Source organism: Paraburkholderia sp. SEWSISQ10-3 4 (assembly GCF_030464785.1).
GTDB classification, from domain to species: Bacteria; Pseudomonadota; Gammaproteobacteria; order Burkholderiales; family Burkholderiaceae; genus Paraburkholderia; species Paraburkholderia aspalathi.
The window spans coordinates 44103-50488 of sequence record NZ_JALPRI010000035.1; the positions used below are offsets into that span (position 1 = coordinate 44103).

6 protein-coding genes are annotated in these 6386 nt (G+C 62.6%); 2 read left to right on the forward strand and 4 right to left on the reverse strand.

The window, feature by feature from the left end:
- Position 1: 1 nt before the first annotated feature.
- The 4 genes from paaD to paaA are packed head-to-tail and all read right to left on the reverse strand — an operon-like array spanning position 2 to position 2734.
- Positions 2-544 carry a 1,2-phenylacetyl-CoA epoxidase subunit PaaD gene (gene paaD / locus M0D68_RS35265; RefSeq protein ID WP_211703923.1) on the reverse strand — a complete coding sequence of 181 codons (543 nt, stop codon included), beginning with the start codon at positions 542-544 and terminating at the stop codon, positions 2-4.
- 55 nt (positions 545-599) lie between these two features.
- Positions 600-1403 carry a 1,2-phenylacetyl-CoA epoxidase subunit PaaC gene (gene paaC, locus M0D68_RS35270; protein WP_266226770.1) on the reverse strand — a complete coding sequence of 268 codons (804 nt, stop codon included), beginning with the start codon at positions 1401-1403 and terminating at the stop codon, positions 600-602.
- Positions 1404-1411: 8 nt separating this feature from the next.
- Entirely contained in the window at positions 1412-1696 is a 285-nt protein-coding gene (gene paaB / locus M0D68_RS35275; protein WP_007179854.1) for a 1,2-phenylacetyl-CoA epoxidase subunit PaaB, read from the reverse strand.
- A gap of 39 nt (positions 1697-1735) precedes the next feature.
- Positions 1736-2734: a 1,2-phenylacetyl-CoA epoxidase subunit PaaA gene (paaA, locus tag M0D68_RS35280; protein ID WP_266226772.1), complete on the reverse strand. Its 999-nt coding sequence runs from the start codon at positions 2732-2734 to the stop codon at positions 1736-1738.
- A gap of 216 nt (positions 2735-2950) precedes the next feature.
- On the opposite strand from paaA, the gene M0D68_RS35285 reads away from it, so the two are divergent.
- Positions 2951-4576 carry an NAD(P)/FAD-dependent oxidoreductase gene (locus M0D68_RS35285; protein ID WP_211706199.1) on the forward strand — a complete coding sequence of 542 codons (1626 nt, stop codon included), beginning with the start codon at positions 2951-2953 and terminating at the stop codon, positions 4574-4576.
- Positions 4577-4897: 321 nt separating this feature from the next.
- Positions 4898-6166 (forward strand): SGNH/GDSL hydrolase family protein, encoded by a 1269-nt coding sequence (locus M0D68_RS35290; RefSeq protein WP_211706200.1) that lies wholly within the window; start codon positions 4898-4900, stop codon positions 6164-6166.
- Positions 6167-6386: the final 220 nt, after the last annotated feature.

The window sequence follows — 6386 nt, forward strand, 5'->3', positions numbered from 1 at the left end:
ATCAGTATGGTTTGAAGTAGTCGAAGGGTTCGCGGCAGTCGATGCAGCGGTACAGGGCCTTGCAGGCCGTCGAGCCGAATTGCGCGAGACGCTCGGTGTGCGCCGAGCCGCAACGGGGGCACGACGGTGCCGGCAGTGCGCGCGGCACGAAACGCAGCACTTTTTCCTGCGGCGGCGCGGCTGAACCGCAATTGCCCGTGGGCGGCGCGATGCCATAGGCGCGCAATTTCTCGCGCGCTTCCGCGGTCATCCAGTCGGTGGTCCAGGCAGGCGCCAGCACGGTGGCGATCCGATACGGCTTCAGTTCGGCCGCATCGAGCGCATGCGCGACGTCTTCGGCGATCTGCGACATCGCCGGGCAACCGGAATAGGTCGGCGTGATCACGACTTCGAGCGTGCCGTCGGCGGCGCGGCGCACGTCGCGCAGAATGCCGAGTTCACGAATCGATACCACCGGAATTTCCGGATCAGGCACCGTTTCGAGCACGGCCCATGCGCGCTCGAGCGTAGCGTCGGCGGTGGGCATGGCAGTCGAAGTCGTCATCGTAAAGTTCCGTTGGGTTCCGGTTGAGCGCTCGGGTGCGTGCTCAGGTGCGTGCTTACCAGGTGGCGCCGGGATGCTGGCGCGCGAGGCTTTGCATTTCGGCCAGCACGAAGCCCATGTGCTCCGAGTGCTCGCCATGCTTGCCGGCCGTGATGTGCTTGACCGCTTCGGAGAGCTTGAGCGTGGCCTGGTCGAGCGTGGTCTGGACGTCTTCGAGCCATGCTGCCTCGAGATCCGACGTCAGCGGCCCGATGCCGGCGGCGGTGATGGTTTCTTCCACGGCGTCCGCACTGAAAAACTCGCGCGTGTACGGCAGCAGATAGTCGAGGGCCGCTTGTGCGCGGCGATGCGATTCGTCCGTGCCGTCGCCAAAACGAATCAGCCATTCGCTCGCGTGGTGCACGTGATAGCTGGTTTCCTTGATCGACTTCGAGGCGATCGCGGCAAGCTGTTCATCCTTCGACGTAGTGAGGGCAGTCCACAGATGCGCCATCAGCGTCGAATACAGGAAATTGCGCACGATCGTAACCGCATAGTCCTTCTCGGCTTGCGCGGTGCCAGCGAGCGGACCGTAATGTGGCAACTCGGCCAGCGTGTAGTTGGCGAACTCACGTTCCGCGCGGAAGTATGCGTAGTCGTCTTCCGTGCGGCTTTTGCCTGTGAGCTGCTGTTCCAGCGAGGCGGCGTGCGTGTACAGCAGGCGCGCCTGGCCGATCAGATCCAGACTCATGTTCGACAGAGCGATGTCCTCTTCGAGGATCGGGCCGTGACCGCACCACTCGGCATTGCGCTGACCGAGGATCAGCGCGGTGTCCGCGAGGCGCAGCACGTACTGCAGATGTTGGGGCGTGATGGTCATGGCCGCGCTTACATGTGGTTGACTTCGTCGGGGAGCGTGTAGAACGTCGGGTGGCGGTAAATCTTGTCGCCAGCCGGTTCGAACAGCTCAGCCTTGTCTTCCGGCGCAGACGCCGTGATCGCCGACGACGGCACCACCCAGATACTCACGCCTTCCTGGCGGCGCGTGTAGACGTCGCGCGCCATGCGCAGCGCCATCGGCGCGTCGGCGGCATGCAGGCTGCCGCAGTGTTTATGGTCGAGTCCCTGCTTGCTGCGCACGAAGACTTCCCAAATCGGCCATTCCTTGTTCATCGCTGATCTCCTGATACTTTGTCTTGCTTGTCGCCGCCCTTAGGCAGCCTGCTGTTGTGCGCGCTGGCGCTGCTTTTCGGCGTGGGCGAGGGCTGCTTCGCGCACCCAGGCGCCGTCGTCGTGTGCTTTGACGCGGGTTGCGAGGCGTTCGCGGTTACACGGGCCGTCGCCATTCACGACGAGCCAGAATTCTTCCCAGTCGATGTCGCCGTAGTCGTGCTGGCCGCGCGCTTCGTTCCACTTCAGGTCCGGGTCCGGCAGCGTGACGCCGAGCACCTTGGCCTGATCGACGGTTGCGTCGACGAATTTCTGGCGCAGATCGTCGTTCGAGATGCGCTTGATGCCCCATTTCGACGACTGATTGCTGTGGATCGAGTCTTTGTCGCTCGGGCCGAACATCATCAGCACCGGCCACCACCAGCGGTTCACGGCTTGCTGGACTAACTCGCGTTGCGCTTCGGTGCCGCTCATCATCGACATCAGCGCGTCGAAGCCCTGGCGTTGGTGGAACGACTCTTCCTTGCAGATGCGGATCATCGCGCGGGCATAAGGGCCGTAAGTGCAGCGGCACAGCGGAATCTGATTCATGATCGCCGCGCCGTCCACCAGCCAGCCGATCACGCCGACATCCGCCCATGTGGGCGTTGGGTAGTTGAAGATGCTCGAATATTTGGCTTTGCCCGAGTGCAACGCGGCGATCAACTGATCGCGCGACACACCGAGCGTTTCGGCCGCGCTATATAGATAGAGGCCGTGGCCGGCTTCGTCCTGCACTTTGGCCAGCAGGATCGCCTTGCGCTTCAGGCTGGGCGCGCGTGAGATCCAGTTGCCTTCCGGCAGCATGCCGACGATCTCAGAATGCGCGTGCTGCGAGATCTGCCGCACCAGCGTCTTGCGGTAGGCCTCAGGCATCCAGTCCTGCGCTTCGATCTTGCCGTCGGCGGCCATGACCGCGTCGAATTGCGACTGCTCGGGCGAACTCGCTGCCGCGTCGAGCGGGGCGACATTGCCGGGGATATCCAGGGATTGCGTGTACATGGGGACGCTCTCAGCGGAAGTTGTCTGTGTGTGCGCAGTATAAACCAACCGACCGGTCGGTTAATAAATTTTTTGAGAAGAATGACTCTTTTCGATAGGGGCACCTTGGGCTCGTCACCGAGGTGTTTCGCGAGCGTCGCCGCCCCGCGCCGACACATAACCTATAAAATTGCGAATTGGCCGCGATTTGCGGCCTTCATGCATCCCCCGGTACTCATGTTACGTCTAAGCGAAATTAAACTCCCGCTCGATCACCCCGAAAGCGTTCTCGAAGCCGCCGTCCGCGCGCGCCTTGCTGAACTCGGCGTGGGCGAGGACGGGCTCATCCGATACACCGTGTTCCGCCGCGCGCACGACGCCCGCAAGCGCACCGACATCAAGCTCACTTACATCGTCGACGTCGAGGTGAAGGATGAAGCGGCCGCGCTCAAGCGGCTCGCCGACGTGCCCCACTGCGCTGTGACGCCGGACATGACGTACCGTTTTGTCGCCAAAGCGCCGGCGCAGATGACTTCACCGCGCCCGGTCGTGATCGGCATGGGGCCGTGCGGCCTGTTTGCCGGGCTGATCCTGGCCCAAATGGGCTTTCGTCCGATCATTCTCGAGCGTGGCAAGGCCGTGCGCGAGCGCACCAAGGATACTTTCGGGCTGTGGCGCAAGTCGGTGCTCAATCCGGAATCGAATGTGCAGTTCGGTGAAGGCGGCGCGGGTACGTTCTCGGACGGCAAGCTCTACAGTCAGATCAAGGATCCGAAGCACTACGGCCGCAAGGTGCTTGATGAATTCGTCCGTGCGGGAGCGCCGGAAGACATTCTCTATCTGAGCCGGCCTCATATAGGTACGTTCCGCCTCGTCAGCATGGTCGAAAAGATGCGCGCGACCATTCACGAGCTGGGCGGCGAAGTGCGTTTCGAGACGCGGGTCGAGGATATCGAAATCGAGCAGGGCAAGGTGCGCGGGCTCAAGCTGTCGACGGGCGAGCATTTGCACTGCGACCACGTGGTGCTGGCGGTCGGCCATAGCGCGCGCGATACCTTCCAGATGTTGAGCGACCGCGGCGTCTATATCGAAGCGAAGCCGTTTTCGCTCGGTTTCCGGATCGAACACCCGCAAGGCTTGATCGATCGCAGCCGTTTCGGCAAGTTCGCGGGCCACAAGCAACTGGGCGCCGCCGACTATAAGGTCGTGCACCACTGCAGCAATGGGCGCGCGGTTTATAGCTTCTGTATGTGTCCTGGCGGCACGGTGGTGGCGGCGACTTCCGAGCCGGGCCGCGTAGTGACCAACGGCATGAGCCAGTACTCACGGGCCGAGCGCAATGCCAACGCCGGGATTGTCGTCGGCATCACGCCGGAGGACTATCCGGGCGGCCCGCTCGCCGGCATTGCGTTCCAGCGCAAATGGGAAGAGCGGGCGTTCGAGCTGGGCGGCGGCAACTATATGGCGCCGGGCCAGTTGGTCGGCGACTTTATTGCCGGGCGGCCGTCTACTTCGCTGGGTTCGGTGGTGCCGTCCTACAAACCGGGCGTGCATCCCACGGATCTCAGCACGGCGCTGCCGGATTACGTGATCGAAGCGATCCGCGAAGCGTTGCCGCAGATGGATAAGAAGATTGCTGGTTTTGCCATGCACGACGCGGTGTTGACGGGTGTTGAGACGAGAACGTCGTCGCCGATTCGCGTGCGGCGCCGGGATGACTATCAGAGCATGAATGTCGAGGGCTTGTATCCGGCCGGTGAGGGCGCGGGGTATGCCGGCGGGATCTACTCGGCCGCCATCGACGGGATCGAAGTGGCCGAAGCGCTTGCGTTGAAGATGGTTGGGGTGCCGGCGGCGGTTTGATGAGTAATGGGTCTGCGCACGCACCGAATGGCTGAGGCGGTGGCGGGTTCATGTGGGCGGAGCGCTATGCATCGTCATGCGGAATGACTGTCTCGTGGAAATCGCGCCGTGAGTCCCGCTGAGTGCTCTCTAGTGCAGGGCGAGCTGAATACGTGCGGTTGTGCACGGTTCGCCAAATACCCATACCGCCGCTCGCGGTACATTCGGCGCCGCGGCCCTGCGACCAGGCGCGGGTGATCGCACGATGGCGGTCGCGCGGTCCGCCGCGACAGCGATGGCGATCGGGCACAATACACGTTTCGCCTCGAACTGACCACCCGAATGACCATTCGCACTCTGGCTGCCGCATGTAGCGCGGTGCTGCTTTGCCAATTCGCCGTTTCCCCGACTGTTTTTGCCGCCGATGCCCCGACGCACTGGGTCACCACATGGGCGACGGCGTTGCAACCCATTCCGCAACGGTCGGATTTGCCGCCCCTGTATCGCGCCCCCGAGGTCGCTGGGCGAACGGTGCGCCAGATCGTCTATCCGACGCTGTCCGGTAAAACCGCACGAGTCCATCTCAGCAACGAGTACGGCAAGACGGCGCTCGTCATCGACGAGTTGCGCATTGCGCGCTCGGCTGGCGGCGCGGCAGCGCTGGGCAGTGGGGAGGCGCGCGTCACGTTCGGCGGCAAGAGTTCAGTGAGCGTACCGCCGGGCGCCGAGTTGGACAGCGACCCGGTCGCAATCGACATCGCCGAGGGCGCACCTTACGCGATCAGTGCGTTCATGGGGCCGGAGCAGCGGATTGTGGCATGGCATCGGGTCTCGAATCAGTTGAATTACGTTTCCGCACCTGGTAATCACACCGCCGATACTTCCGCTGACTCGTTTCGTGGCCGGTTCACGCAATATGTGTGGGTGACGGGTTTGTCGGTGGATGCGCCGTCATCGGCCGCTGTTGCCGCGATCGGTGATTCGATCACCGACGGTATGCGCTCGAGCCTGAATCAGAACCGGCGCTGGCCGGACGCGCTGGCTCGCCGGTTCGCCAGCACTGGCGACCACTCGACGGCGATCGTTAATCTTGGCATCAGCGGCAATCGCTTGTTGAGCGACTCGCCCTGTTACGGCGACGCGCTTGTCCGGCGTTTCGACAAGGACGTGCTGGAGCGCCCGGGCGTCAAGACGGCGATTCTGCTGATCGGAATCAATGACATCAACTTCGCGGAGATGCCGGCGCGTAGCGGCCTCGACTGCGACTTTCCCCATACCTCGGTGACAGCCGCCGACCTGATCGCCGGCTACCAGCGAGTGATTGCCGACGCACGGCATCGTGGCGTGAAGGTGTTCGGCGCAACTTTGACGCCTGCATCGCTGCCGGCGCCGCGGGAGGCTATCCGCTTGGCGGTCAACCAATGGATTCGAAGCAGCCGTGCTTTCGACGGTGTTGTCGATTTCGACGCTGCGCTACGCGACCCGGCGCAACCGAGTCGTCTGCAGCGCGCCTTTGACAGTGGTGACCATATTCATCCCAGCGACGCTGGGTACACCGCAATGGCCGAAGCGGTTCCGGTGGCTGCTGTAGTGAATTCAACCCGGAAGTGAGTCGCCAAAAAAAGATTTTCGTCAAACCCTTGTCACATGACTGATGTTCGCCTATAGTTCGCCTCCTCGTTTGCGAACGAGGGCCGCGGCGGAAACCAGCGGCCGTAGCGTCAACAAGGTTTTAAGCGAAAGCGGAAAAATATTGTTGACAAAGCGAAAAAGAGCCTTCATAATCTCGTTTCTCTGCTGCTGATGCAGCGACGCAGAACGAAGCGGTGCC

Excerpts from the sequence above, each read along its gene's own strand:
- paaD (WP_211703923.1), bottom strand. The coding sequence starts at position 544 with ATGACGACTTCGACTGCCATGCCCACCGCCGACGCTACGCTCGAGCGC.
- paaC (WP_266226770.1), bottom strand. The coding sequence starts at position 1,403 with ATGACCATCACGCCCCAACATCTGCAGTACGTGCTGCGCCTCGCGGAC.
- paaB (WP_007179854.1), bottom strand. The coding sequence starts at position 1,696 with ATGAACAAGGAATGGCCGATTTGGGAAGTCTTCGTGCGCAGCAAGCAG.
- paaA (WP_266226772.1), bottom strand. The coding sequence starts at position 2,734 with ATGTACACGCAATCCCTGGATATCCCCGGCAATGTCGCCCCGCTCGAC.
- M0D68_RS35285 (WP_211706199.1), top strand. The coding sequence starts at position 2,951 with ATGTTACGTCTAAGCGAAATTAAACTCCCGCTCGATCACCCCGAAAGC.
- M0D68_RS35290 (WP_211706200.1), top strand. The coding sequence starts at position 4,898 with ATGACCATTCGCACTCTGGCTGCCGCATGTAGCGCGGTGCTGCTTTGC.